This window comes from Campylobacter sp. 7477a, assembly GCF_014892335.1.
In the GTDB taxonomy this organism is placed as follows: domain Bacteria; phylum Campylobacterota; class Campylobacteria; order Campylobacterales; family Campylobacteraceae; genus Campylobacter_A; species Campylobacter_A californiensis.
Genome location: NZ_JADBJH010000028.1, coordinates 1 through 1,069, shown reverse-complemented (window position 1 = coordinate 1,069; position 1,069 = coordinate 1). Strand labels below are relative to the sequence as shown.

At 33.8% G+C, this 1,069-nt stretch carries 1 protein-coding gene; it reads left to right on the top strand.

Translation table 11 applies throughout. The features are described from left to right. Positions 1-111 precede the first annotated feature (111 nt). A complete protein-coding gene (locus CCAL5182_RS08945; protein WP_336610835.1) occupies positions 112-861 on the top strand; it encodes an XRE family transcriptional regulator in 750 nt (249 codons plus the stop codon). Positions 862-1,069: the final 208 nt, after the last annotated feature.

Sequence of the window (1,069 nt, the reverse complement as noted above, 5' to 3'; positions counted from 1 at the left end):
TACTTTTAATTTTAATTAAACTTTTGCAAGTATAATTTTAAAAACTAAATTAAAAGAATTATAGCACATTTATGACACTTTGTCAAGATAAAAAAAGGGGGGGGGTGTTTTATGACACTTTCTGAAAATATTAAAGCTTTTAGAACCAATAAGGATTGGACACAAGCTGATTTAGCAAAATTTTCAGGCGTTTCTATTGAAACTATAAAGCGGTATGAAAATGGAAAAACAAACCCAACGACAGATAATTTATCTAAAATTGCAGAAGCACTCGGTGTCAAAGTTAAAAATTTATATGACGACTTGTCCCTTAGTCATAGTAAAAATTTGTCCCCTAGTGTCCCTAAGTCGTCTCCTAGTATGTCCCTTAGTCCAGAAAAATCCGAAAAATTACAAAAATTGCAAGCACTTATGCAAGAGCAAGAAAATAGACTTATAAATTTACGCTTTTTCCCTAGCGTTAGTACAGCCGCTGGATACGGTGCAAATAACGACAATGAGAGCTTTAAAAACATACCTATTACAGCTTCTTTTTTGACAAATGTATTACGTATCCCGGCTAAACAATACGACGTTATAAATGTGCTTGGCGATAGCATGGAGCCGTTTTTAAAAGACGGCGATATGGTGCTTGTCTTGCCTACGCACGAGGCTAGCAACGGCGAAATCGTCATCGCAAATATTAATGGCGATTTATACGTTAAAAAGCTGCTACGTGATCCGATAAATAGGGAAGTTAGACTAACTTCGATGAATGAGCTTTATAAAGATATTGTGATAACCGGCGATGAGCTAGAAATGCTTAAAATAGTCGGTATCGTTAAAAAAGTGCTTCCGTCTGGTGCATTTACGCAACCTTGAAATAATTTTTGAAGTTTTGAAGTGATTTTGAAGGAGTTTGAAGCTTAACTTTCAAAATATGAAAAAAATGCGTAAATTTTGCAAATTTTGCATTTTAGTTTCTCATTTTTTACCTTATGTCTCTAAGTCATAAAATACCGACCATTACGATATTTGCTCCATATTTTTTCCCATTCTCACTTTTTTACCTTTTGCATAAGATTTATTA